Source organism: Mycolicibacterium brumae (assembly GCF_025215495.1).
Classification (GTDB): domain Bacteria; phylum Actinomycetota; class Actinomycetes; order Mycobacteriales; family Mycobacteriaceae; genus Mycobacterium; species Mycobacterium brumae.
In genome coordinates, this window is record NZ_CP104302.1 from 3,472,216 (window position 1) to 3,495,306 (window position 23,091).

At 68.3% G+C, this 23,091-nt stretch carries 23 protein-coding genes; 8 read left to right on the top strand and 15 right to left on the bottom strand.

Annotated elements, in window-relative coordinates; all coding sequences use genetic code 11:
* Positions 1-3: 3 nt before the first annotated feature.
* From L2Z93_RS17010 to L2Z93_RS17020, 3 genes are read left to right on the top strand one after another with little or no spacing between them, the layout of a single operon-like run.
* Positions 4-789, top strand: coding sequence for an SAM-dependent methyltransferase (locus L2Z93_RS17010; protein WP_090588618.1), 786 nt, complete (start codon positions 4-6; stop codon positions 787-789).
* Positions 790-803: 14 nt separating this feature from the next.
* Complete coding sequence (locus tag L2Z93_RS17015) at positions 804-1,625, top strand: carbon-nitrogen hydrolase family protein (protein WP_090588619.1); 822 nt, start codon at positions 804-806, stop codon at positions 1,623-1,625.
* Positions 1,622-2,647 (top strand): LmeA family phospholipid-binding protein, encoded by a 1,026-nt coding sequence (locus tag L2Z93_RS17020; RefSeq protein ID WP_090588620.1) that lies wholly within the window; start codon positions 1,622-1,624, stop codon positions 2,645-2,647. The genes L2Z93_RS17015 and L2Z93_RS17020 overlap by 4 nt, the downstream gene beginning before the upstream one ends.
* A gap of 16 nt (positions 2,648-2,663) precedes the next feature.
* Here the strand turns inward: L2Z93_RS17020 and L2Z93_RS17025 are convergent, their stop codons facing one another.
* From L2Z93_RS17025 to L2Z93_RS17045, 5 genes are all read right to left on the bottom strand, one after another.
* Positions 2,664-3,104, bottom strand: a complete 441-nt coding sequence (locus L2Z93_RS17025) for a DUF2599 domain-containing protein (RefSeq protein ID WP_090588621.1) — start codon at positions 3,102-3,104, stop codon at positions 2,664-2,666.
* The gene (locus L2Z93_RS17030; RefSeq protein ID WP_090588903.1) at positions 3,101-3,361 is read right to left on the bottom strand and encodes a DUF2516 family protein; all 261 of its coding nucleotides are present in this window, start codon (positions 3,359-3,361) and stop codon (positions 3,101-3,103) included. Before L2Z93_RS17030 ends, L2Z93_RS17025 begins: the two co-directional genes overlap by 4 nt.
* A gap of 111 nt (positions 3,362-3,472) precedes the next feature.
* Entirely contained in the window at positions 3,473-4,156 is a 684-nt protein-coding gene (locus L2Z93_RS17035; RefSeq protein ID WP_090588622.1) for a heparin-binding hemagglutinin, read from the bottom strand.
* A 70-nt stretch (positions 4,157-4,226) separates the two neighbouring features.
* Positions 4,227-4,760 (bottom strand): helix-turn-helix domain-containing protein, encoded by a 534-nt coding sequence (locus L2Z93_RS17040; protein ID WP_202971869.1) that lies wholly within the window; start codon positions 4,758-4,760, stop codon positions 4,227-4,229.
* A gap of 102 nt (positions 4,761-4,862) precedes the next feature.
* On the bottom strand, positions 4,863-6,197 hold the full coding sequence (locus tag L2Z93_RS17045; RefSeq protein ID WP_090588623.1) for a DUF445 domain-containing protein: 1,335 nt from the start codon (positions 6,195-6,197) through the stop codon (positions 4,863-4,865).
* A 147-nt stretch (positions 6,198-6,344) separates the two neighbouring features.
* Here L2Z93_RS17045 and L2Z93_RS17050 point away from each other — a divergent pair, with 147 nt between their 5' ends.
* Positions 6,345-7,055: a TetR/AcrR family transcriptional regulator gene (locus tag L2Z93_RS17050; RefSeq protein ID WP_090588624.1), complete on the top strand. Its 711-nt coding sequence runs from the start codon at positions 6,345-6,347 to the stop codon at positions 7,053-7,055.
* Between the two features lie 23 nt (positions 7,056-7,078).
* Complete coding sequence (locus L2Z93_RS17055; protein WP_090588625.1) at positions 7,079-7,939, top strand: PPK2 family polyphosphate kinase; 861 nt, start codon at positions 7,079-7,081, stop codon at positions 7,937-7,939.
* Here the strand turns inward: L2Z93_RS17055 and L2Z93_RS17060 are convergent, their stop codons facing one another.
* From L2Z93_RS17060 to L2Z93_RS17075, 4 genes are all read right to left on the bottom strand, one after another.
* The gene (locus L2Z93_RS17060; RefSeq protein ID WP_090588626.1) at positions 7,940-8,818 is read right to left on the bottom strand and encodes a cyclopropane mycolic acid synthase family methyltransferase; all 879 of its coding nucleotides are present in this window, start codon (positions 8,816-8,818) and stop codon (positions 7,940-7,942) included.
* A 106-nt stretch (positions 8,819-8,924) separates the two neighbouring features.
* Positions 8,925-9,791, bottom strand: coding sequence for a 3-hydroxybutyryl-CoA dehydrogenase (locus tag L2Z93_RS17065; protein WP_090588627.1), 867 nt, complete (start codon positions 9,789-9,791; stop codon positions 8,925-8,927).
* 83 nt (positions 9,792-9,874) lie between these two features.
* Positions 9,875-11,161 carry an isocitrate lyase gene (gene aceA, locus L2Z93_RS17070; RefSeq protein WP_090588628.1) on the bottom strand — a complete coding sequence of 429 codons (1,287 nt, stop codon included), beginning with the start codon at positions 11,159-11,161 and terminating at the stop codon, positions 9,875-9,877.
* A gap of 281 nt (positions 11,162-11,442) precedes the next feature.
* A complete protein-coding gene (locus L2Z93_RS17075) occupies positions 11,443-12,273 on the bottom strand; it encodes an acyl-[acyl-carrier-protein] thioesterase (RefSeq protein WP_090588629.1) in 831 nt (276 codons plus the stop codon).
* A gap of 71 nt (positions 12,274-12,344) precedes the next feature.
* On the opposite strand from L2Z93_RS17075, the gene ramB reads away from it, so the two are divergent.
* Both ramB and L2Z93_RS17085 read left to right on the top strand, forming a co-directional pair.
* Positions 12,345-13,757: an acetate metabolism transcriptional regulator RamB gene (gene ramB, locus L2Z93_RS17080; protein ID WP_090588630.1), complete on the top strand. Its 1,413-nt coding sequence runs from the start codon at positions 12,345-12,347 to the stop codon at positions 13,755-13,757.
* A 28-nt stretch (positions 13,758-13,785) separates the two neighbouring features.
* Positions 13,786-14,337: a carboxymuconolactone decarboxylase family protein gene (locus tag L2Z93_RS17085; protein WP_090588631.1), complete on the top strand. Its 552-nt coding sequence runs from the start codon at positions 13,786-13,788 to the stop codon at positions 14,335-14,337.
* Positions 14,338-14,407: 70 nt separating this feature from the next.
* Here L2Z93_RS17085 and lpdA read toward each other — a convergent pair whose 3' ends face one another.
* The 4 genes from lpdA to L2Z93_RS17105 form a co-directional block, all read right to left on the bottom strand.
* The gene (gene lpdA / locus L2Z93_RS17090; RefSeq protein WP_090588632.1) at positions 14,408-15,808 is read right to left on the bottom strand and encodes a dihydrolipoyl dehydrogenase; all 1,401 of its coding nucleotides are present in this window, start codon (positions 15,806-15,808) and stop codon (positions 14,408-14,410) included.
* A 63-nt stretch (positions 15,809-15,871) separates the two neighbouring features.
* Entirely contained in the window at positions 15,872-16,852 is a 981-nt protein-coding gene (locus tag L2Z93_RS17095) for a hypothetical protein (RefSeq protein ID WP_234786098.1), read from the bottom strand.
* Entirely contained in the window at positions 16,845-17,123 is a 279-nt protein-coding gene (locus tag L2Z93_RS17100) for a putative holin (RefSeq protein ID WP_090588633.1), read from the bottom strand. Before L2Z93_RS17100 ends, L2Z93_RS17095 begins: the two co-directional genes overlap by 8 nt.
* Positions 17,124-17,151: 28 nt before the next feature.
* On the bottom strand, positions 17,152-17,652 hold the full coding sequence (locus tag L2Z93_RS17105) for a DUF779 domain-containing protein (RefSeq protein WP_090588905.1): 501 nt from the start codon (positions 17,650-17,652) through the stop codon (positions 17,152-17,154).
* Between the two features lie 70 nt (positions 17,653-17,722).
* Here L2Z93_RS17105 and L2Z93_RS17110 point away from each other — a divergent pair, with 70 nt between their 5' ends.
* Complete coding sequence (locus L2Z93_RS17110) at positions 17,723-19,750, top strand: prolyl oligopeptidase family serine peptidase (RefSeq protein WP_090588634.1); 2,028 nt, start codon at positions 17,723-17,725, stop codon at positions 19,748-19,750.
* Here the strand turns inward: L2Z93_RS17110 and L2Z93_RS17115 are convergent.
* On the bottom strand, positions 19,747-22,638 hold the full coding sequence (locus tag L2Z93_RS17115; protein WP_090588635.1) for an MMPL/RND family transporter: 2,892 nt from the start codon (positions 22,636-22,638) through the stop codon (positions 19,747-19,749). The two genes, L2Z93_RS17110 and L2Z93_RS17115, sit on opposite strands and share 4 nt — an antisense overlap.
* Positions 22,635-23,072, bottom strand: a complete 438-nt coding sequence (locus L2Z93_RS17120) for an MmpS family transport accessory protein (protein ID WP_090588636.1) — start codon at positions 23,070-23,072, stop codon at positions 22,635-22,637. The genes L2Z93_RS17115 and L2Z93_RS17120 overlap by 4 nt, the downstream gene beginning before the upstream one ends.
* Positions 23,073-23,091 lie beyond the last annotated feature (19 nt).

Below are 23,091 nucleotides of genomic sequence, written 5' to 3' on the forward strand. Positions count from 1 at the left end.
CCGATGCCCAAACCGGTCGGGGCGATCACCCGCGGCACCACCGGCGTCAACCGGCTGCGTCGCTGCGACCGCTGGCTCGCGCACTCCCCCCGGGTTCGTCGCGTGCTGACCGAGGCGGCCGATCCGCTGGTCGTCGACCTGGGCTACGGGGCGCTGCCAGTGACGACGCTGGAGTTGGCCGCGCGACTGCGCGCGGTGCGTTCCGACCTGCGGGTGACCGGTCTGGAGATCGACCCGGAGCGGGTGGCGACGGCGGCCGCGGCGGCCGGCGACGGCGTGGACTTCGCACTGGGCGGATTCGAGCTGGCGGGTCTGCGCCCGGTGCTGGTCCGGGCGTTCAACGTGCTGCGCCAGTACCCGGAGCACGAGGTGCTCGCCGCCTGGGCGCGGCTGCGGGCCGGCGTCACCGCCGACGGGCTGATCGTCGACGGCACCTGTGACGAGCTGGGCCGACGCTGCGCCTGGGTGCTGCTCGATGCCGCCGGGCCGGTCAGCCTGACCCTGGCCTGTGATCCGCGGCGCATCGACCGACCGTCGGATCTGGCCGAACGGCTGCCCAAGGCGCTGATCCACCGCAATGTCGACGGCGAACCCATCCACGACCTGCTGCGCGCCGCCGACCGGGCCTGGGCCAACGCCGCCGGCCACGGGGTGTTCGGGCCGCGGGCGCGCTGGCGGGCGATGCTCGCGGAGCTGACCGAGGCCGGCACGCCGATCGAGCCGCAGCGCCGGGCGCTGCGCGACGCGGTGCTGACCGTCCCGTGGTCTGCCGTCGCCCCGGTGCGCTGACCTACCCTGGACGAATGCGGATCGCGCTGGCCCAGATCATCAGCGGAGTCGACCCGGCAGCCAACTTGGCGGTGCTGGCCGACCACACCCATCGGGCGGCCGACGCCGGGGCGTCGCTGGTGGTGTTTCCCGAGGCGACGATGTGCCGGTTCGGGGTCCCGCTCGCCGAGGTCGCCGAACCGTTCAACGGCCGCTGGGCCGACGCGGTCCGGGCGATCGCCGCCGACGCGCAGATCACCGTGGTGGCCGGCATGTTCTGCCCGGCCGATGACGACGACCGCCGGGTCACCAACACGCTGCTGGCCACCGGCCCGGGGGTGGCGGCCCGCTACGACAAGATCCACCTCTACGACGCGTTCGGATTCGCCGAGTCGCGCACCGTCGCGCCGGGTCACCGGCCCACCGTGATCACCGTCGACGGCGTCACCGTCGGGCTCAGCACCTGCTATGACATCCGGTTCCCGGAGTTGTACGTGGAGCTGGCGAACCGCGGCGCGGAGCTGATCACGGTCAGCGCCTCCTGGGGGCCCGGGCCGGGCAAGTTGGCGCAGTGGAACCTGCTGGCCCGGGCTCGGGCGTTGGACACCGCGGGGTTCGTGGCGGCCGTCGACCAGGGCTATCCCGGCGACGAGGTGGCCGCCGCCGGCCCGACCGGCGTCGGCGGCAGCCTGCTGGCCTCTCCGCTGGGCGAGGAGGTCCTCGTCGCCGGTCCCGAGGCCGCATTGCTGCTGGCCGACGTCGACCCCGAACAGGTTCGGGCGGCCCGCGCGCAGCTGGGGGTTCTGGCAAACCGTGCGGGGCGCCCTCAGCCGGATAAGGCAGAATCGCCCAGGTGACGTATCCGCCGCACGGCCCCTCGCACCCCGGTGGCCAGCAGAACCCGTCCCAGCAGCCCGGCAACCAACAGTGGTCGCGGCCGCCCGGCGCCGAGGCGCAGCCCACCGCCCGGATCCCGAAGCCGGGCGAGGAGCCCACCACCGCGCTGCCCCGCACACATGGCGAGCCGGCCACCCAGCAGCTGCCCCGCCCGGGCGCGCACCAGCCAGCCGGCGACGCGCCGGTGGCCGCGCCGGCGGCGCCGAAGAAGATCGAGCCGAAGGCGAAATCCCAGGGTCGGTTGGCCGGGTTCCTGAAGGACCCGTTGTCGGTGGTTCTGGTGCTGGTGATCGTGATCGCGCTGGGGCTGGCCGGGCTGGTCGGCGGCGAGCTGTACGCCCGCAACCGCGCCAACCACATCGTGGCCGGCGTCGTGCAGTGCGTGGTGCAGGACAAGGCCAGCGCGTCGTTCGGGACCATGCCGCCGTTCCTGATCCAGCACTTCACCCGTGATTACTCGTCCATCTCGATCCACACCGACGGCAACAATGTCCGGGACGCCACCCAGATGTCGCTGCAGATCGAGATCAAGGACGTGAAGCTCAACGAGACCGCTGACGCGGCGGGCACCATCGGGTCGCTGGTGGCCGACGTGAAGTGGACCAGCGAGGGCATCAAGCAGACTCTGTCGGGCGTGCTGCCGGTGGGCGGAAGCATGATCTCGGAGGTCACCACCGACCCGAGCGCCGGCACCATCTCCGTCGACGCCGGGCTGGCCACCATCGTCACCCAGCCGAAGCTGGTCGACGGCGGGATCTCGCTGGAGGTGCTGCGACTGACCGGTCTGGGCGCCATCCTGCCCCGGGAGAGCATCCAGCCTGTGCTCGACGACGCCACCGAGCGGCTCACCAAGGACTACCCGATGGGCATCAAGGCCGACAGCGTGACCGTCACGTCCGAGGGTGTGCAGGCGCGGTTCTCCACCGCCAACGCCGACATCCCGAAGGGCAACGACGACCCCTGCTTCGCCTCGATCCGCTGACCTCCGGCCTATTGGCCTAGAAGGGCTCCTCGGCGTCGCCCGGGTTGCAGTGGTCCAGCACCATCTGGGCGTCGTCGACGACGGGCCGCCACGGCTCGAGGTTCCAGCTGGTCTTGCCCGGCTGGCCGAGTTCGGCCCAGTGCCAGTGGCAGAGGAACTGCGCGCGCATGCCGGGGGTGTCGGCGTCCGGGGCGGCGGCCAGCACCTCCGACCAGGCTTCCCGGCCGGGGGCTTCCCCGCTCAGCGGTCGCACGGACTCGATGCGCGCCGACGCCGTGGGGTACACCCGCAGTGACGCGCGGCCATCCCTGGTCACCCACTCGGTCCGCTCGACGTACGGCGGCGGTGACACCAGTTCGATGCCCTGGCCTCCGGTGTCGGCGGCGGCAGGTCCGGCCAGGGCCAGCGCCGCGCCGACCGGTATAGCGGCGATCGCGGCCGCCCGGGCGAGGGTCATCGCTTGCCTTGGATCTCCAGCAGTTTCGGGCGGACATCGGCCAAGTAGACACCGGCGGCGGCCGCGGCGATGGCCGCGGCGAACACCGAGCCGCCGTAGATGCCCAGCACGGCCAGCAGGATCGCGCCGCCCAGGATCGCCAGCCAGGTGGGCTTGGTGAGCTTGCCCGTCGCGGTGTAGGCGTCCGGCCGCTGAGTGGCGGCGTTTCCGAATGCGGCGACCGCGGTGATCAGGACGGCCACCGACAGCGCGAACATGATGTAGTTCGTCAGGACTGCGAGATGCACTCCGCCAGCCTATCCGTCGCCAGAAAAAACGCCGACCGGGTCGGCCGGTGCGGCCGACCCGGTCGGGTCTTGGAACTTGATTTACTTCTGGGTGACCTTCTTGGCCGGGGTGGCCTTCTTCACCGGGGCCTTCTTGGCGGCGGTGGCGGTCTTGGCCGGGGCGGCCTTCTTCGCCGGAGCCTTCTTGGCCGGGGCCTTCTTCACCGCGGTGGCGGCCTCGGAGACCTTGACCTCAGCCTTGGCGACGGCCTCGTCGGTCTTCTTGGGCAGCTCGACGCCGACCAGCTTGGCGGCACGCTCGCCGACCGCGCGGGTCTGCGACGCGACGTTGCCCAGCGCCTCCTGGGTCAGCTCCACGGCCTGATCGACATACCCCTCGGCCTTACCGGCAACGTCCTCCAGCGCGGGCTGGTTGCGCAGCCGCTCCAGTGCGGCCTCGCCGCGCTCGACCAGCTTGCTGTAGGTGGCCTGGGCCGACTCGGCGTAGCCCTCGGCGATCTTGCGGAGCTCGTCGGCGGTCAGCTTCTCGCGAAGCTCGCCCACCTGGCTCGGCAGTTCTTCCTGCAGCTTGGCGATGTCGCCCTGCAGCTTGGTGATCCGGTCGCGGGCCTCTTCGCGGCGCGCGGTGGCGTCGGTGCGGGCCTCGCCGGCACGCTCACGCAGGGTCGCGACGATCTCGTTGACGGTCGCCAGGGCCAGATCGGCAGCGCCGACGGCGGCCAGCAGCGGGGCCTTCAGTTCTTCAACAGTGGTGTTCTCAGCCATTTTTCTCTCCCTCTTCCAATGGGTTTGCTCTGGTTGTTAACGATGGGTGTTGCTTGCGGGACAATCGGATTCAGCCAGTGCTGGACTCCTCACCGGTCGTCGATCCCGGCGCCGGGGCCGGAAAATCTTGCGGGGCAGGCGCGTCGGCGGGGACCGGCGGTTGCGGGGCCGCGGCGGCCTGCGGGGCGGGGGTGTCCAGCGGCTGGGTCACTTCCGCCGGAGCGGCGGCGCGCTGGACGCTCTCGTTCTGGTGCAGGAAGGACGCGTAGATGTCGAGCAGCGCCCGCTTCTGCTGGTCGGTGATCGCCTGATCGTTGATCACGGCGTCGCGCACCTGGCTGCTCTCACCCGGTTCCAGGATGCCGGCACGGACATAGAGCACCTCGGCGGACAAGGTCAGCGCCTTGGCAATCTGCCCGAGCACCTCGGCCGACGGCTTGCGCAACCCGCGCTCGATCTGGCTGAGGTAGGGGTTGCTGACCCCGGCGCGCGCGGCCAGCTGCCGGATGGAGACCTGGGCGGCCTCGCGCTGAGACTTGATGTAGGCGCCGATATCGGAGGCCGTTTGGGTGACGACGGTGGCGATGTTCTCGTCCTGAGACATGCCGGCCTCCTCTCGTTTCGCGTTCCGAACCAGTTTCGTACTGATCAGTAACATGAACGCTACACGAGTGCGCTAGCAATTGCAAGCGCTAGCAAGCGCAGGTCAGAATATGATCTGCGCCACTGTGTAGATCACCAGGCCCGCCAGGGCGCCCACCACGGTGCCGTTGATCCGGATGAACTGCAGGTCCCGCCCGACGTGCAATTCGATCCGCCGGCTGGCGTCGTCGGCGTCCCAGCGCTCGATGGTCTCGGTGATGATCGAGGTGATCTCCACCCCGTACCGGGCCACCAGATGCTTGGCGCCGCGGACGATCCAGTTCTCCACCTTGGCGCGCAGCTCCGGATCGGTCTGCAGTTGCTGGCCGATCTGCTCCACCGTGGTGGCCATCCGCTGCCGGAAGGTGCCGTCGGGATCGTCGGCGCCGTCGAGCAGCAGGTTCTTCAGCCGCTTCCAGGCCGTCTCGGCGGCGCGGGTCACCTCGTCGCGGGCCATCAGCTCGTCCTTCACGGCGTCGGCCTTGGCGATGGTGCGCGGATCGTTCTGCAGGTCGCTGGCGAACTCGAACAGGAACCGGGTCGCCGAGCGGCGTAGCTCGTGGTCGGGGTTGCGGCGCACCTTGTCGGTGAAATCCATCAACTCCCGGTGGATCCGGTCACCGACCAACTGGTCGACGAACCGCGGGGTCCAGGTCGGGGAATCCCGGGTGACCACCCGCTCGATGGTGTCCCCGGCGTTGAGCGCCCACTCGAAAGCCCGGTCGGCCAGCAGCTGCAGTAGCGCCTCCTGCCGGCTTTCGGTCAGCAGCGTCTCCAGCACCCGCCCGATCGGCGGCCCCCACTGCGGCTCGGCGACCCGCCGCACGATCATCTTGTCGATGACCTGCTGGACGTCCTCGTCGTTGAGCAGCTCCACGGTCACCCGGACGACGGTGGCGGTCTCGTCGGCCACCCGCATCGCGTGCGCCGGGTCGATCAGCCAGTCCCCCAACCGGGCCGGGATGTCGGCGTCGCGCACCTTGTTCTCGACGACCTCCGGCGACAGGAAGTTCTCCCGAACGAAGGTGCCCAGCCCCTCGCCGAGCTGATCCTTCTTGCGCCGGATGATGGCGGTGTGCGGGATCGGCAGGCCCAGCGGATGCTTGAACAGCGCGGTGACGGCGAACCAGTCGGCCAGCGCGCCGACCATGCCGGCCTCGGCCGCGGCCCGTAGGTAGCCCACCCAGCCGGGCGCGTCGCCGCCCTTCTGCGCCCAGGTGCAGGCCAGGAAGATCACCGTCGCGCCGATCAGGAAACTGAGCGCGACGAGCTTCATCCGGCGCAGCGACGCGCGGCGCTGCGCGTCGGCGTCCACGTCGGCGCCGGCGAACGATTCGGCCAGGTTGTCGGTGAAGGACCCGCGCGTTTGCGTCTGCGTCACCTCACCATCATGGGCCATACCGAGCTTGTCCCGGTGGCGACCTCGCCGAGAACCCTTCCGAGTCAGTTACTGTGACTGGTGGTAATCCTCACCCCGGCGCCCGGCCCGGTGGCTCGGTTCACGCCGTAGAATCGAAGCAGTCAACACGAACGGAATGCCCTTACTGTGGTCCCTCAGACACCGCCCCCCGCGGCCAAGGTGGATGGTCGCAAACGGCGCTGGCGGCAACACAAGGTCGATCGTCGCAATGAACTGGTGGACGGAGCGCTGGACGCGGTCCGCCGCCGCGGGCGCGATGTCAGCATGGACGATATAGCTGCTGAAATCGGCGTTTCGAAGGCCGTTCTGTACCGCTACTTCGTGGACAAATCCGATCTCACCACCGCGGTGATGATGCGGTTCGCGCAGACCACCCTGATCCCGAACATGGCCGCCGCGCTGGCCCAGGATCTCGACGATTACGACCTGGCGCGGGAGTGCATCCGGGTGTACGTGGAAACCGTCGCCTCCGAACCGGAGGTCTACCCGTTTGTCTTCTCGAACAACTCCCCCAGCAAAAACAAGGTGATCGCCGACAGCGAACGGATCATCGCCGGGATGCTGGCGGTGATGTTCCGCCAGCGAATGGCGAAGGTCGGCATGAACACCGCCGGGGTGGGGCCGTGGTCCTACATGATCGTCGGCGGGGTGCAGCTGGCCACCCACTCCTGGATGTCGAACCCCCGGATGAGCTCCGACGAGCTGATCGACTACCTGACTATGCTGGGGTGGAACGCGCTGTGCGGCATCGTCGAGGTCGGCGGATCGCTGGAGGTGTTCCGCAACAGCCCGCACCCGTCGCCGCCGTTGCCGCCGCATCTCACCCGCCGGGACTGACCGACGGGCCTAGGGTGGGCCCCATGGCAGAGCTTCCCGACCTGTGGACCCACCACCCGAGCTCCGTGCTCGCCTTCCGCCCCGGCAACCGGGTGACCGACATCGACGCCGGCGCGACGCCGGGCTTCCGCGGCGACAAGGCCGACGCCCCCGCGTTGCAGGCAGAGCGCAACGCCGTCTTCGCCGACCTGCAGGAGATGCTCTACGCCAACGGCAAGACCGCCGGCGACCACCGATCAGTGCTGCTGGTGCTGCAGGGCATGGACACCGCGGGCAAGGGCGGCATCGTCGGGCACGTGGTGGGCGCGGCCAACCCGATGGGCGTGCGGTACACCAGCTTCGGGGTCCCGACCGCCGAGGAGCGCGCGCATCACTACCTGTGGCGGATCCGCAACGCGCTGCCGCCGGCCGGCCACATCGGGGTGTTCGACCGATCCCACTACGAGGACGTGCTGGTGGTCCGGGTGCGCAATCTGGTCGCCCCGGAGGTCTGGGGCGCCCGTTACGACGAGATCAACGCCTTCGAGAAGGAACTCGTCGACGCCGGGACGACGATCGTCAAGGTGGCGATGTTCGTCTCACCCGAGGAGCAGAAGCAGCGGCTGGCCGCCCGACTGGAACGCCCGGACAAGTACTGGAAGTACAACCCGGGCGATCTGGACGAGCGCAAGCTGTGGCCGCAGTACCAGGAGGCGTACCAGGCGGTGCTGGACAAGACCAACACGGACTACGCCCCGTGGCACGTGGTGCCGTGTGACCGCAAGTGGTACAGCCGGCTGGCCGTCACCGAGCTGTTGATCGAAGCCCTGCGCGCGATGGACCTGAGCTGGCCACCCGCCGATTTCGATGTCGAGGCCGAGCGGGCCCGGGTAGAGCAGGCCTAGTTAGCTGCCCTTGACCAGGGTGAACTGGCCGACGTTGGTGATGCCACGGCGGAAGAAATCGGCGCAGCCGGTCAGGTAGTGCATGTACCGGTCGTAGATCTCCTCGCCCTGCATGGCGATCGCCTCGTCCTTGCGGGCTTCCAGGTTCGCCGCCCACATGTCCAGGGTGCGGGCGTAGTGCGGCTGCAGCAGCTGGATCTGGGTGAGGTTGAAGCCGCTGTCGACGGCCAGTTGCTCGATGTTCTCCACCGACGGCAGCTGACCACCGGGGAAGATCACCTCGCCGATGAACTTCATGAACTTCAGATCGCTGATCGTCAGCTTGATCCCGTTCTCCCGGAAGAACGCCTGGGTGTGGGCCAGGATGGTGTGCAGCAGCATCCGGCCGTCCGACGGCAGCAGGCTGTAGGCCTTGGCGAAGAACGCCGGGTAGCGCTCGGCCTTGAACGCCTCGAACGCGCCGATGCTCACGATGCGGTCGACCGGGCGGTCGAACTCCTCCCAGCCGCACAGCAGCACCTCACGGCTACGCGAGCTGTCCAGGCTGGCCATCAGCTTCTGGCTGTAGGCGGCCTGGTTCTTGCTCAGGGTGATGCCGATGACGTTGACGTCGTACTTCTCCACGGCACGCCGCAGCGCCCCGCCCCAGCCACAGCCGATGTCCAGCAGGGTCATGCCGGGCTCCAGGTTCAGCTTGCCCAGGGCAAGGTCGAACTTGGCGGTCTGCGACTCTTCGAGGTTCATGTCGTCGCGCTCGTAGTAGCCGCACGTGTAACCCATGGTCGGATCGAGGAACAGGGCAAAGAACTCGTCGGAGACGTCGTAGATCCCCTGGGATTCCTCGTAGTACGGAGTGAGATCCGACTCGACCTTTGACATTCACACACCTAACTCAGAACGGGAAAACGGACCGATTGCGATCCAGGTCACCTTAATTGAGCTCCCCGGAGAAACCAATTTCCCCAGGTCAACCCACCTGTGCGGATCAGCCGTAGCTGTAGAAGCCCTGGCCGGACTTCTTGCCGAGCATCCCCGCCTCGACCATACGCTCCAGCAGCGGGGGCGATCCGTAGTGCGGTTCCTTGAACTCGTCGTAGAGCTTGTCGGCGATCATTTTCACGGTGTCCAGGCCCACCAGGTCGGACAGCCGCAGCGGCCCCATCGGGTGCGAGAGTCCGGCGACGACGGCGGTGTCGATGTCCTCGACGGTGGCGAAGCCCGCCTCGACCATCCGGATGGCCGACAGCAGGTAGGGCAGCAGCAACGCGTTGACGACGAAGCCGGCGCGATCCCCGCAGCGCACCACCTGTTTGCCCAGCACGTTGCCGGCGAACTCCTCGGCGCGAGCCGCGGCGTCGTCGCCGGTGGCCAGGCTGGAGACCAGCTCGACCAGCGGCAGCACCGGAACCGGGTTGAAGAAGTGCAGGCCGATGACCCGGGACGGGTTCTTGGTGGCGGCGGCGATCTTCATGATCGGGATGCTGGAGGTGTTCGACGCCAGCACGGCCTCCGGGTCGGTGATGACCTCGTCGAGGCGGGCGAAGATCGCGGCCTTGACGTTCTCGTCCTCGATGACGGCCTCGATGACCAGGTCGCGGTCGGCGAAGTCGGCCAGATCGGTGGTGAACGACAGGCCGTCGAGGGCCCGGTCGCGCTCCCGCTCGGTGATCTTGCCGGCGCTGACCCCGCGTTCCAGGGACTTGGTGATCCGGGCGCGGCCGCCGGCCACCAGCGCGTCGGTGGTCTCGAACACCTTGACGTTGACGCCAGACCGGGCACACACCTCGGCGATGCCGGCGCCCATCTGGCCGGCGCCCACGACGCCGACGCGTTCAATCGGTTTGGTTGTCATGCTGTCACTTCTTTCCGCAGGTGGGGAGCTATGCGACAGGCCCCGCCCAGAACGGGCCGGGCGGGGCCTGATGCATTGAATTCTTAGTGGAACTGGCCTTCTTCGGTGGAGCCGGCCAGCGCGGTGGTCGAGCTCGTCGGATCGACCGTGGTGGCGATCTTGTCGAAGTAACCGGCGCCAACCTCACGCTGGTGCTTGGTGGCGGTGTAACCGCGCTCCTCGGCGGCGAACTCGCGCTCCTGCAGTTCGACGTAGGCCTTCATCTGCTCGCGGGCGTAGCCGTAGGCCAGGTCGAACATCGAGTAGTTGAGGGCGTGGAAGCCGGCCAGCGTGATGAACTGGAACTTGAAGCCCATCGCGCCCAGCTCGCGCTGGAACTTGGCGATGGTGTCGTCGTCCAGGTGCTGCTTCCAGTTGAACGACGGCGAGCAGTTGTAGGCCAGCATCTGGTCCGGGAACTCGCTCTTGACGCCCTCGGCGAACTTCTTGGCCAGCTCCAGGTCCGGGGTGCCGGTCTCCATCCAGATCAGGTCGGAGTACGGGGCGTAGGCCTTGGCGCGGGCGATGCACGGCTCCAGGCCGTTCTGCACGCGGAAGAAGCCTTCCTTGGTCCGCTCACCGGTGATGAACGGCTGATCGCGCTCGTCCACATCGGAGGTGATCAGGGTGGCGGCCTCGGCGTCGGTGCGGGCGATGACCACGGTCGGGACGTCGGCCACGTCGGCGGCCAGGCGGGCCGAGGTCAGGGTGCGGATGTGCTGCTGGGTCGGGATCAGCACCTTGCCACCGAGGTGGCCGCACTTCTTCTCCGAGGCGAGCTGGTCTTCCCAGTGCGAACCGGCGACACCGGCGGCGATCATGGCCTTCTGCAGCTCGTAGACGTTCAGCGCGCCACCGAAGCCGGCTTCGCCGTCGGCGACGATCGGGGCCAGCCAGTTCTCGACCGAGGTGTCGCCCTCGACCTTGGCGATCTCGTCGGCGCGCAGCAGCGCGTTGTTGATCCGGCGCACGACCTGCGGCACCGAGTTCGCCGGGTACAGGCTCTGGTCGGGGTAGGTGTGGCCGGACAGGTTGGCGTCACCGGCGACCTGCCACCCGGACAGGTAGATGGCCTTCAGGCCGGCACGGACCTGCTGGACGGCCATGTTGCCGGTCAGCGCGCCAAGCGAGTTGACGAAATCCATGTTGTGCAGCTGCTCCCAGAGCACCTCGGCGCCGCGGCGGGCCAGGGTGTGCTCCTCAACGACGGTGCCCTGCAGGGCGACGACGTCGGCGGGGGTGTAGGTGCGGGTGACGCCCTTCCAGCGGGGATTGGTATCCCAGTCGTGCTGGATGGCCTCGGGGGACTTGGGGGTGCCGACAGTGGACACAGGGGACTCCTTCAACTCGCGATGCTTGCTTGGCTGCACGTCGCCTTGGCGTCTCCGGGATCACCGGCTTGCTAACACCGCCGCAACGTCGCTGATGCGCTCCTATGAGGGTGCCATGCCGCATATGCGCAGGTCCACCCCATGCCATTGCCAATTTTCGCCAAGCCGCAGACGATCTAGCTAAGTTTGCGAAGATCGGCCTACGCTTTACCGGTTCAGAAGTAACCCGTAAGTAACAAGTCTGCGCAGGTCAACGGGAGAAAAACAGGACAGACGTACTGTTAGAGATTGAACAGCGCCGCGACGGCCTTCACCTCGTCGCCGACGGCATATGTGAGGGTTATTACAGTCCGATCCGTCAGCTCCGGTCCGAACCGGTCGGTGCTGCCCGGCGGGTACACGTGGCTGACGATCTCCAGCCGATCACCCAGCGCCACCGGCGCGTCGTGCTCGATGGTCACCCGCAGCGGCTTCGCCAGCAGCTCGGGATGCTCGTCCAGGTAATCCTCGATCACGCCCCAGTACTGGGCGTTGTTCATGTGGTCGAACAGGTCGATGTCGGTCACCCGCACCGGGTAGGTCCGGACGTCGACGGCGTCGGCGCGCGCGCCCGGGCTCAAGTAGGCCTTCCAGCGCAGCCGGTCCACCGACGTGGTGCGGCGCAGCCCGGCCAGGAAGTCGTCGGAGATCCGGGACGGCCCCTGGGTTTCCCGATTGATGTTGAGCCAGAACGCCTCGGACTCCACCAGTCCACCCTTGCGGCCGTCGATGCGCACCCGCATCTCGCACCACCGGTTCGACGTCCCCGAACACCACCGCCGCAGCCGCAGCATGTCGCCGAACTCGATCGGCGCGATCAGGTCGATCATGGTGCGCCGGACGATCCACAGCGGGTGGGTGGCCTCGTAGCCGAGTTCCCGCAGCTGGTCGGAGCCCAGGTCCTGGATGTGCCGCGCGGCGGCGTCGAACCGGAGCCGTCCGGTGCGGTCGATGTCGCCGACCCGCAGCGGCCATTGCCGGTCGAACACGTCGGGATGCGGATCCGGCACCGGCATGAGTTGCTTGGCGAGGCCGGTCGTGCCGGCGGCGTTGTTCTGCACGCAGCCGATCATGCCAGCCGCCGTCGACGGCCGGCATTGGCACCTTTGCGAACCGGCCTTAACCGCGCGCGTACGCTGACTCGGTGTCCAAGACGTTCGTCGGCGCGCGGGTACGACAACTCCGCAACGAACGCGGCTACAGCCAGGCCGCGTTGGCCCAGCGGCTGCAGATCTCACCGAGCTACCTCAACCAGATCGAGCACGACGTCCGCCCGTTGACCGTGCCGGTGCTGCTGCGCATCACCGAGGCGTTCGGCGTCGACGCGACCTTCTTCGCCTCCGAGGACGACACCCGGCTGGTCGCCGAACTGCGCGAGGCCACCCTGGACCGCGATCTCGGCGTGGACGTCGACGTCTCCGAGATCGCCGATCTGGTCGCCGCGCATCCGTCGCTGGCCAAGGCCATGGTCAATCTGCACCGGCGCTACCGGATCACCACCGCGCAGCTGGCCGCGGCCACCGAGGACCGGTTCAACGACGGCAGCGGCAGCGGGGCCATCACCATGCCGCACGAGGAGGTGCGGGACTACTTCTATCAGCGGCAGAACTATCTGCACGAGCTCGACACAGCCGCCGAGGACCTCACCAACCGGATGCGGATGCACCGCGGCGACCTGGCCGGCGACCTGGCCCGGCGGCTCTCGGAGGTGCACGGGGTGCTGATCACCCGGCGTATCGACTTGGGCGACAACCTGCTGCACCGCTACGACCCGGACACCCGGACGTTGGAGATCAACGGCAACCTCTCGGCCGGGCAGCAGGTGTTCAAACTCGCGACCGAGCTGGCGTATCTGGAACACGGCCAACTGATCGACACCCTGGTGGCCGACGGCGGGTTCACCAGCGACGAATCGCGCACGCTGGCCCGGCTCGGGCTGGCCAACTATTTCGCCGCCGCGACGCTGCTGCCCTACCGCCAGTTCCACGACGTGGCGGAGAACTTCCGCTACGACGTCGAGCGGCTCTCCGCGTTCTATCAGGTCTCCTACGAGACCATCTGCCACCGACTGTCCACCCTGCAACGCCCCTCGATGCGCGGCGTGCCGTTCTCCTTCGTCCGGGTGGATCGGGCCGGCAATATGAGCAAGCGGCAATCGGCGACCGGCTTCCACTTCTCCTCGGCCGGCGGCACCTGCCCGCTGTGGAACGTCTACGAGACCTTCGCCAACCCGGGGAAGATCCTGGTGCAGATCGCGCAGATGCCCGACGGCCGCAATTACATGTGGGTGGCCCGCACCATCGAGCGCCGCGCCTCCCGATACGGCCAGCCCGGCAAGACGTTCGCCATCGGGCTGGGCTGCGAGATCCGGCACGCCCACCGGCTGGTGTACTCCGAGGGCCTGGACCTCTCCGGCGACGTCGCAACCCCGATCGGGGCGGGTTGCCGGGTGTGTGAGCGCGACAATTGCGCGCAGCGGGCCTTCCCCGCGCTGGGCCGCGCGCTGGATCTGGACGCGCACCGGTCCACGGTGTCGCCGTACCTGGTCCGGCCGTAGGGAGCCTCGCCTGTGCCAGACTGCCCCCATGAGCGAACTGCAGCCCGCCCGCTTCCCGTCCGACAGTGACCTGCGCAGCGTGGGGCCGATCAACTGGGCCATCTGCCGTCTCGGCGCCCGCGGTATTCGCGCGCCTGAGTTCCGGCTGTTCAACGTGCTCAGTCGGCACAGCCTGCTGTTCTGGAGCTGGCTGCCGTTCTCCGGGGTGCTGCTGTACTGGGGCCGGCTGTCCCGCCAGGACGCCGAGACCGTCATCCTGCGGGTCGGGCACATCCGCGAGTGCGAGTACGAGCTGCAGCAGCACCGCCGGCTGGCCCGCTCCCGCGGCGTGGACGCCGAAACGCAGGAGAAGATCTTCGCCGGCCCGGACGCCGCCGGGCTGACCGACCGGCAGCGCGCGCTGCTGCGGGCCACCGACGAGTTCGTGCTCAACCGCGGGGTCTCCGATGAGACGTGGGCCGAGCTGGCCCGACACCTGGACCGTCGTCAGCAGATCGAGTTCTGCATGCTGGCCGCCCAGTACGACGGCCTGTCGGCCAGCATGAACACGCTGCGGATCCCGCTGGACTTCGCCGACTGAAAGCTGACGTCCGCACAAAGCCGAGCGCTCGCCGGAATGGGTCCCGGCGAGCGCTCAGTCGTGTACGGGGTCAGAAGTTGATCATGTGCCCGGCCAGCCCGTGGAAGCACTCCTGCAGGGCTTCGGACAGGGTCGGGTGGGTGTGCACGTTGCGGGCGCATTCGACGGCGGTCAGGTCCCACTTCTGCGCCAGCGTCAGCTCCGGCAGCAGTTCGGAAACATCGGGTCCGATGAGGTGCCCGCCGATCAGCTCCAGGTGCTTCTTGTCTGCGATCAGCTTCACGAAGCCGGTCGGGTCGGCCAGGCCGTGCGCCTTGCCGTTGGCGGTGAAGGGGAACTTTGCCACCACCACGTCGTAGCCCTCGGCCTTGGCCTGCTCCTCGGTGAGCCCGAAGCTGGCCACCTGCGGCTGGCAGAACGTCGCCCGCGGCATCATCCGGTAGTCGCCGAGGGTCATGGTCTCCGCGTCGGCGATGGTCTCGGCGGCGACGACGGCCTGGGCCTCGGCGACGTGCGCGAGCTGCAGCTTGGCGGTGACATCGCCGATGGCGTAGATGCTCGGCACATTGGTGCGCATCCGGTCATCGATGGCGATCGCGCCGCGCTCGGTCAGCTCGACGCCGGCCTTATCCAGCCCGTAGCCCTCGACGTTGGGCGCGAACCCGATGGCCTGCAGCACCTTGTCGGCGCGCAGTCCCTCGGTCTTGCCGTCCTTGCTGATGGTGACAATGACGGACCCGTCGGCGCCCTCATCTTGGATGGACTCCACCTTGGTGCCGGTGAGGATCTTGACGCCAAGCTTCTTGTACTGCTTCTCGATCTCCTTGGAAACCTCGGCGTCCTCGTTGGGCAGCGCGCGGGGCAGGAACTCGACGATGGTGACGTCGACGCCGTAATTCTTGAGCACGTACGCGAATTCCATGCCGATCGCGCCGGCGCCGGCGATGACGATGGAGCCCGGCAGCTCGCGGGTCAGGATCTGCTTCTCGTAGGTGACGACGTTCTCGCTCAGCGACGTGCCCGGCACCAGCCGGGTGCTGCTGCCGGTGGCGATGATGGCGTGGTCGAAGGTGACGGTCTCCGATCCCCCGTCGTTCAGTTCGACGTTGAGGGTGTTGGCGTCGGCGAAGCGGCCGTAGCCGTGGATCTCGGTGATGCCGTTCTTCTTCATCAGGTAGTGCACGCCGGCGGTGCGTCCCTCGGACACCTTGCGGCTACGGTCGAAGGCGGCGCCGAAGTCGAAGCTCACCTCACCGCTGATGCCGAAGGTCTTGGCCTCCTTGTGGAAGATGTGCGCCAGTTCGGCGTTGCGCAGCAGCGCCTTGCTCGGGATGCACCCGACGTTCAGACACACCCCGCCCCAGTACTTGGGTTCGACGATCGCGGTTTTGAGCCCGAGTTGGGCTGCGCGAATGGCGGCGACATAGCCGCCGGGGCCTGCTCCGAGCACGACAACGTCATAGTGAGTCACGTCGCCAACCCTATCGGCTCGGTCGGGATACCGGCAGGGGAAAGTCACGACGGTTCAGCGACGTTACGGCGTGATCCAACCGAACGCGTAGGACCCGTACAGCGCCAGCGCTCCCAGTCCGGCCGCGAACGGGGCGGACATCAGCGCGATCGCCAGCCCGGGCAACAGCGGCCGCCGCTGATCGGCCAACGACACCAGCAGCGCGGCCAGCGTCGAGACCGCCACGAACCCGAAGGTGGCGAACTCGGTCCAGGTCTTGTCCAGCGCGGAGTGCCACCACTGGAACAGGCCCAGACCGATCCCGGCGGCCAGCACCCACACCCCGGCCAGCACCAGGAGGAACTGCCACAGCCGGACACTCTGATAGGCGCCCGGGACCACCACCGGCAGCGCGGGTGACACCTTGCGGCTGCGACTCTTGGGCATCGCGTGCCGGGGCCCGTGATGCTCCTCGTGGTGTTCGTCGTGGTGTTCATCGCCGACGTCGTCGGACTGGTCGTCCGGGTCGGCAGAGAGCCGCTCGGCGTCCAGGTCGGTGATGCTCAGGTTCTCGGTGTGCACGTGCGGGTTGCCCAGCGCGCCGCCGGGTTCGAGGCGCGAGGAACGAGCTCCGAAGGGGCCCGGCGCAACCCCGCCGGCGTCCGGTTCGACGTCTGCCGGCACTGGCTCGGGGTCGGGGGCGCGCCAGACCAACTCCTCGTCGGAGAAGGCCCAGGCGGTGGCGACAGGCGCGCTGTCGGCGTCCGGGGTCAGGTCCCCACTGTCGCCGGAGCGGTCCTTGCGCTCGCCCGGCTCGTCTTCGACCGCCTCGGCCGGGACGGGCGCGTTCAGCGCCTCTTCATCCGTGCCCAGCGGCTGCGGATGCGGCCCGGTGTCGAAGATCGGCGCGTGATGCGGCTCGGTGTAAGGCATCTCGTCGATGTCGACGGGTTTGCGGGACGGTTTGCCTTCGGCGGTTGCGCCGTTTGCCGGCGTTCCGGTCTCGGGCGCGGCGGTGTCGACGCTAGACCCACCGTCCAGCTCGTCCTCGGGCTTCTCAGGCACCGTGCACCACCTGGGCGAGCACCATCACCGCGAACCACCCGGGCGCCACCGACAGCAGGAACGCGCCGGCGCCGGTCACCCAGCGCCGCCCGGACACCAGCACGGCGAGAATCCCGATCCCCGACGGGACGCCGAGCACCAGGCCCATCGCCAGGTCGGGCCGGATCGGCGTGGTCACCAACAACATTCCCAGCACCCCGCACAGGATCCCGACGGTGACGCCGACCAGCATCACAGCAGTCAGGATGGGCGCCCGCGGCAGCGGAATCATGCCTCCGACAATACGTCGGGTTTCCTCGCTAGCCGGGGAGCCGCGCGGCGCGCCCCGCCGGCGTCGGGCAGGCGTCGGCGGCCTCCGCGACGATCGCCGCAGGCGGCGACGACGGCCGCGCCCCGGCGTCCCAGTCCCGTCCGGTCAGCGGCGGATCACCTCCCAACACAGCCAACTCGTCGTCGGCATAGGCCCGGCCGCGGGACAGAAACCGCAGTCCCTCCGGGGATTCCAGGCTGAAACCACTGCCGCGCCCGGGCACCACGTCGATGACCAGCTGGGTGTGCTTCCACGCCTCGAACTGCGGACCGGAGATCCACACCGGCGTCCCGTCGCCGACGCCCAGCACGCCCAGCAGCACGTCGCGGCTGCCGACCAGGAACTCCCCGTCCGGGTAACACATCGGCGAGGACCCGTCGCAGCAGCCGCCGGACTGGTGGAACATCACCGGCCCGTGTCGCGCGATCAGCGTCTCTAGCAGGTCGGCGGCGGGGCGGGTGACCAACACCCGCGGGATCGGTTCGGACATCTGACCCATCACCTCCACCACAGTCGACACTGCCGAGCCTAGTGCGATCACCATCGGCCACAATGGCCGAATGGCCGAACCGAGCACCCCCGCCGAACCCGTCGATCCGCACCTGTGGCTGGAGGACGTCACCGGTGAGGCCGCGCTGGACTGGGTGCGCGCCCACAACGAGCCGACGCTGACGGAATTCTGCGACGACGAGTTCGAACAGTTCCGCGCCGAGGCGTTGGAGGTGCTCGACACCGACGCGCGCATTCCCTACGTCCGCCGCCGCGGTGAGCTGCTCTACAACTTCTGGCGTGACGCCGCCAATCCGCGCGGCCTGTGGCGCCGCACCACCCTGGAGTCCTATCGCACCGAAAACCCGGACTGGGACGTCATCCTCGACCTCGACGCGTTGGCCGCCGCCGAGGACGAGAACTGGGTGTGGGCCGGCGCCGCGGTCATCGAGCCCGAGCTGACACGGGCCTTGGTGTGCCTGTCCCGCGGCGGCGCCGACGCGGTGGTGGTCCGCGAATTCGACATGGCCACCCGCACATTCAACGACCAGGGCTTCGTCGTTCCGGAGGCCAAGACCGATGTCGGGTGGGCCGACGAGGACACCGTGCTGATCGGCACCGATTTCGGTCCGGGTTCGCTGACCGACTCCGGGTATCCGCGGATCGTCAAGCGCTGGCGGCGCGGCCAGCCGCTGGAGCAGGCCGAGACGGTGTTCAGCGGCGCGCACACCGACGTCAGCGTGGGCGCCGGAGTGGACCGCACGCCCGGCTTCGAGCGCACCCTGGTGGTCCGGTCGCTGGATTTCCACAACCGCGAGCGCTACGAACTGACCCACGACAACGAGTTGATCCGCATCGACGTGCCCACCGACGCGTCGATCTCGTTGCACCGCAATTGGCTGCTGATCCGGCCGCGCACTGAGTGGCTGATCGGCGAGCACAGCTATCCGGCCGGATCGCTCTTGGCCGCCGACTACGACGAATTCGTCTCCGGCGCAGTCGATCACCTCGATGTGGTGTTCACCCCCGACGAACACACCTTCCTGGACAGTTTCGCCTGGACCAAGGACCGGCTGGTGCTGGTCACCCTGTGCGATGTGACGAGCCGAGTGCAGATCGTGACACCCGGCACCTGGGAGCGCCGCGACGTCGACGGACTGGAGCCAAACACCACCACCGTTGTGGTGGCCGCCGACACCCTCGGTGACGAGATCTTCCTGGACTCCAGTGGATTCGACCGGTCCTCACGATTGCTGTGCGGATCGGTGCACGGCGAGTTGAGCCAGGTCAAGAGTGCCCCGGAGATGTTCGACGCGGCCGGGTTGAGCGTGGCGCAACACTTCGCGACCTCCGCCGACGGCACCCGGATCCCGTACTTCGTTGTCGGACACCGTGATTCCAGCGGGCCGGGCAAAGCCCTGCTGGGCGGGTACGGCGGGTTCGAGCATTCCTCGCTGCCGGGGTACGGCGGGGTGCTGGGCCGGCTGTGGCTGTCCCGAGGCGGAACCTATGTGCTGGCCAACATCCGCGGCGGCGGCGAGTACGGCCCGGCCTGGCATACCCAGGCCACTCGCGAGGGCCGGCATCTGGTGGCCGAGGACTTCGCCGCGGTGGCAACCGACCTGGTGGACCGCGGCATCACCACCGTCGATCGGCTCGGCGCCCAGGGCGGCTCCAACGGCGGACTGCTGATGGGCATCATGCTGACCCGCTACCCGCAGTTGTTCGGCGCGCTGGTCTGCAGCGTGCCGTTGCTGGACATGCGTCGCTATCACAAGCTGCTGGCCGGGGCGTCCTGGATGGCCGAGTACGGCGATCCGGACAACCCGGAGGACTGGGCGTTCATCTCCGAATACTCGCCGTACCAGAACATTTCGGCGGACGCGCACTACCCGGCGCTGCTGATGACGACGTCCACCCGTGATGACCGGGTACATCCGGGACACGCCCGCAAGATGACCGCCGCACTGGAGGCGGCCGGACATTCGGTGCGCTACTACGAGAACATCGAGGGTGGCCACGCCGGGGCGGCGGACAACTCGCAGGCGGCGTTCAAGGCCGCGCTGACCTACACCTTCCTGCACCGCGTGCTGCGCTAATTCGCCGGGCGGCCCAGTAGTTCGCGCACCGCGGTGCGGGGCCCGTACGGGCGCAGCATCTCGCTTGCCGGGCGCGGCCGGATGTTCTGCGGCCACCAGAACCAGCGGCCCAACAATGCCGCCGTCGACGGCGTCATGAAAGACCGGACGATCAGGGTGTCGAACATCAGCCCCAGCCCGATCGTCGTGCCGATCTGCCCGAGCACCCGCAGATCGCTGACGATGAACGCGGCCATGGTCACCGCGAACACCAGACCGGCCGCGGTCACGACGGCGCCGGTGCCGCCCATCGCCCGGATGATCCCGGTCTTGAGCCCGGCGTGCACTTCCTCGCGGAACCGGGAGATCAGCAGCAGGTTGTAGTCCGCGCCGACTGCCAGCAGCAGGATGATCGCCAGCGCCTGCACAATCCAGTACAGGTTGATGCCAAAGATGTGCTGCCACAACAACACCGACAGACCGAACGACGCCCCCAGGGACAGCACCACCGTCCCGACGATGACCAGCGCAGCCACCAGGCTCCGGGTGATGAACATCATCACCAGCAGGATCAGCGCCAGCGCGGACAGCGCGGAGATCATCAGGTCGTAGCGCGCGCCGTCGGCGATGTCCTTGTACATCGCCGCGGTGCCGGCCACGTACACCTTGGCGTCGGCCAGCGGGGTGGCCTTGATCGCGTCGAACGCGGCCTCCTTGATCGCGTCCACGTGTTCGATGCCTTCGGGGGTGGCGGGATCCCCCTCGTGGGTGATGATCATCCGGGCCGCGTGGCCATCCGGGGAGAGGAACAGCTTCAACCCCCGCTGGAACGCCGGATTCTCGAACGCCTCCGGCGGCAGGTAGAACGAGTCGTCGTTCTTGGCCTCGTCGAACGCCTTGCCGAGCGCGGTGGCGGTCTGCAGTGACTCGCCGGCCTGGTCGGTCATGCCGTTGGTCAGCGCGTAGTTGCTCATGGTGAGTTCGAGATTGCGCTGCTGGGTTTCGATCTGCGGCGTTAGCAGCGCCAACAGCTGCGGCTGCAGTTCGTTGAGCTGGTCCAGGCTCGCGGTCACCGCGCTGAACTTCTCCGACAGGTCCGAGATGCCGTCGAGCGCGTCGAACACCGACCGCATGGCCGCGCACACCGGGATGTCGAAGCAGTGCGGCTCCCAGTAGAAGTAGTTGCGGATCGGGCGCAGGAAGTCGTCGAAGTCGGCGAGCTTGTCGCGCAGGCCGTCCACTGTTTTCACGGTCTCGTGGAAGGCCTGCACCTGCGCGTCGGTGGCCTCGGCGCTCTTGGTCTGCAGGGCCAGCTGCTGTCGCAGCGTCTCGATGCTCTTGGAGATCTCCCCGGCCTGGCTCAGCATGTTCGCCGACTGTTCCTGCTGCGCGCTGAGATTCATCACCTGGCCGGCGGATTGCGCGCTGAGTAGGAATGGGATCGACGAGTGCGTGATGGGCGTGCCCAGCGGGCGGGTGATCGACTGCACCAACGCGATTCCGCGGGTGTGCAGCACCGATTTGGCCACCCGTTCGAGCAGGATCATGTCGGCCGGATTGCGCATATCGCGGTCCGTCTCGATCATCAGCAACTCTGGGTTGAGCCGCGACGCCGAGAAATGCCGTTCCGCCGCTTGGTATCCCACATTGGCCGGGGCCCAGGCCGGCATGTAGGGCCGCACGTCGTAGTTGGTCCGGTAGCCCGACAGCGACAGCAGGCCGATGAGCGCGACCAGGCAGGACACCACGAAGATCGGTCCGGGCCACCGCGCGATGGAGGTGCCGATCCGTCGCCAGCCGCGGGTCTTGGTGGCGCGCTTGGGATCCAGCCAGCCGAACCGGCCGGCGATGGTGATCATCGCCGGGCCCAGCGTCAGCGCGGCGGCCAGCGTGACCAGCACACCGAGGGCCGCCGGCAGGCCCAGGCTTTGGAAGTAGGGCAGCCGGGCGAAACTCAGGCAGAGCACGGCGCCGGCGATGGTCAGCCCGGATCCGACGATGACGTGCGCGGTGCCGCTGAACATCCCGTAGTAGGAGTGCTCACGGTCGCGCCCGGTGTTGCGGGTTTCCTGATAGCGGCCGACCAGGAAGATGGCCCAGTCGGTGCCGGCGGCGATGACCAGCAGGGTGAGCAGGTTCGTGGAGTAGGTGGACAGCCCGATGATGCCGCTGTTGGCCAGCGTCGCGACCACGCCGCGGGCGGCGGCGACCTCGACCAGCACCACGACCATCATCAGCGCGGTGGTGAGCACCGAGCGGTAGACCAGGAACAGCATCAGCGAGATGACGCCGAAGGTCAGCATGGTGACCTTGTCGGTGCCCTCGCTGCCGACGTCGAACTGGTCGGTCAGCAGCGGCGCGGCGCCGGTGACGTAAGCCCGCACGCCGGGCGGGGCCTGCTCGTCGGCGACGATGTGACGCACCGCCTCGACGGATTTGTTCGCCCGCGCCTGCCCCATATCGCCGACCAGGTAGATCTGGACGTAGGCGGCCTTGCCGTCCTTGCTCTGCGATCCGCCGGCGGTCAACGGGTCGCCCCAGAAGTCCTGCACGTGCTGAACGTGCTCGGTGTCGGCCCGCAGCCGCCTCACCAGCTTGTCGTAGTAGGCGTGCGCGTCGGCGCCCAATGCGTCGTCGCCCTCCAGCACGATCATCGCCGAACTGTCGGAGTCGAATTCGCCGAACACCTGGCCGATGTGCAGCATCGCCTGCCGAGACGGCGAATCCGGCGAGTTCATCGACACCGATCGCTCGTAGCCGACAATTTCCAGTTGCGGCCCAAGGGCGTTCGTCAGCGCGGCGACGGCCACCCAGAACAGCAGGATCGGGACGGCCAGCGCGCGGACGGTTCGCGCCGGGCGGGACCGGTGGACGTCGTCGGTGGTGGTGGCGTCGGTGGTGTCGCTCATGCGGCTTTGTCCAGGCAGGCGATGTAGCCGCTCTCCGCGTCGACACTGCGTTCGTCCTTGACGACGCCGTCGACGGTGATCCGGCAGCCGATGGAGCCGCCGCCGTGTGCGCGCAGGTCGGCGAACATCGTCGGGTCATTGGTGGTCAGTTCCCGTGACCATGGCAGCACGGCATTGTCGACGCGCTGCGGCTGGGCTTGCTCGTCGAGGAAGTTGATGGTCGCGGTGGCGCCGGGTGCGCCGAACACCTCGAACGTCACCCGCTTCGGGTTGTAGGTGGTGTTGTCCAGCGACTCGACGCTGCGGGCGGTGATCCGGTTGTCCGACCCGAACATGCCCTGCAACCGGGCCACCGTGAATCCGACGGTGGCGATGACCACAACCAGCACCACCCACATCCAATGTCGCCGCGCAACTCGCAAGATCGCGCCCATGCCGCACCCTTCGCGTCGG

Bases quoted from the DNA above. Each gene is read 5' to 3' on its own strand.
- L2Z93_RS17010 (WP_090588618.1), top strand. From the start codon at position 4: ATGCCCAAACCGGTCGGGGCGATCACCCGCGGCACCACCGGCGTCAAC.
- L2Z93_RS17015 (WP_090588619.1), top strand. From the start codon at position 804: ATGCGGATCGCGCTGGCCCAGATCATCAGCGGAGTCGACCCGGCAGCC.
- L2Z93_RS17025 (WP_090588621.1), bottom strand. From the start codon at position 3,104: ATGACCCTCGCCCGGGCGGCCGCGATCGCCGCTATACCGGTCGGCGCG.
- L2Z93_RS17030 (WP_090588903.1), bottom strand. From the start codon at position 3,361: ATGTTCGCGCTGTCGGTGGCCGTCCTGATCACCGCGGTCGCCGCATTC.
- L2Z93_RS17035 (WP_090588622.1), bottom strand. From the start codon at position 4,156: ATGGCTGAGAACACCACTGTTGAAGAACTGAAGGCCCCGCTGCTGGCC.
- L2Z93_RS17040 (WP_202971869.1), bottom strand. From the start codon at position 4,760: ATGTCTCAGGACGAGAACATCGCCACCGTCGTCACCCAAACGGCCTCC.
- L2Z93_RS17045 (WP_090588623.1), bottom strand. From the start codon at position 6,197: ATGGCCCATGATGGTGAGGTGACGCAGACGCAAACGCGCGGGTCCTTC.
- L2Z93_RS17055 (WP_090588625.1), top strand. From the start codon at position 7,079: ATGGCAGAGCTTCCCGACCTGTGGACCCACCACCCGAGCTCCGTGCTC.
- L2Z93_RS17060 (WP_090588626.1), bottom strand. From the start codon at position 8,818: ATGTCAAAGGTCGAGTCGGATCTCACTCCGTACTACGAGGAATCCCAG.
- L2Z93_RS17065 (WP_090588627.1), bottom strand. From the start codon at position 9,791: ATGACAACCAAACCGATTGAACGCGTCGGCGTCGTGGGCGCCGGCCAG.
- L2Z93_RS17075 (WP_090588629.1), bottom strand. From the start codon at position 12,273: ATGATCGGCTGCGTGCAGAACAACGCCGCCGGCACGACCGGCCTCGCC.
- L2Z93_RS17085 (WP_090588631.1), top strand. From the start codon at position 13,786: ATGAGCGAACTGCAGCCCGCCCGCTTCCCGTCCGACAGTGACCTGCGC.
- L2Z93_RS17100 (WP_090588633.1), bottom strand. From the start codon at position 17,123: ATGATTCCGCTGCCGCGGGCGCCCATCCTGACTGCTGTGATGCTGGTC.
- L2Z93_RS17105 (WP_090588905.1), bottom strand. From the start codon at position 17,652: ATGTCCGAACCGATCCCGCGGGTGTTGGTCACCCGCCCCGCCGCCGAC.
- L2Z93_RS17110 (WP_090588634.1), top strand. From the start codon at position 17,723: ATGGCCGAACCGAGCACCCCCGCCGAACCCGTCGATCCGCACCTGTGG.
- L2Z93_RS17115 (WP_090588635.1), bottom strand. From the start codon at position 22,638: ATGAGCGACACCACCGACGCCACCACCACCGACGACGTCCACCGGTCC.
- L2Z93_RS17120 (WP_090588636.1), bottom strand. From the start codon at position 23,072: ATGGGCGCGATCTTGCGAGTTGCGCGGCGACATTGGATGTGGGTGGTG.